The sequence below is a fragment of the Muribaculum sp. An289 genome (assembly GCF_002159555.1).
GTDB lineage: Bacteria > Bacteroidota > Bacteroidia > Bacteroidales > UBA932 > Merdivivens > Merdivivens faecigallinarum.
This window is the reverse complement of sequence record NZ_NFIV01000034.1, coordinates 1-576: the sequence shown is the minus strand read 5'-3', so window position 1 is coordinate 576 and position 576 is coordinate 1. Positions and strand designations below refer to the sequence as shown.

At 60.6% G+C, this 576-nt stretch carries 2 rRNA genes; both read right to left on the bottom strand.

The window, feature by feature from the left end:
* Nucleotides 1-274: 274 nt before the first annotated feature.
* A 5S ribosomal RNA gene (gene rrf, locus B5F83_RS10480) occupies nucleotides 275-387 on the bottom strand.
* Nucleotides 388-455: 68 nt separating this feature from the next.
* Nucleotides 456-576, bottom strand: a 23S ribosomal RNA gene (locus B5F83_RS10475); the annotation flags it as partial.

Here is a 576-nt window from a genome sequence, read left to right as displayed (position 1 = left end):
AAAAAAAGCGAAATGGCGATAAAATCAACATTTTCGGCGGGAAAGTGCACCAAAAAAGCGGGAAAATGGTTCACTTCCCCCCAAAATTATCCGCTGGTCCGAAAACCTGCCCCGCGCCTGAAACGGGAACGGGGACGGAGCGGGAAAGGTGGAAGGATGCGGCACCCGGGAGCGGGGAGTGCATGCGGATGGCCGAGAGGGGTTGGAGGATACGAAAAAAAGGAGGCCCTCGCGTACGGGAACGAGCCCGGTGTCGCTGGGACCTCCTCATCAAGGACGGCGGCGGCCTACTCTCCCGCCCTTACGGGCAGTACCATCGGCGATGGCGGGCTTAACTTCTCTGTTCGGGATGGGAAGAGGTGGGACCCCGCCTCCATTGCCGCCTTTATTCGTCACGGGGGAACGGTTCACCGTCGCCCCCGCGTATGCGGCAGGAAAGAGACACTTCGAGGCGCCGGAACGAAACCTACGGGCCATTAGTACGGGTCGGCTTTGCCGTCGCCGGCTTTGCACCTCCCGCCTATCGACGTGGTAGTCTCCCACGGCCCTTAAACGGAGATCTTATCTCGGAGGGGG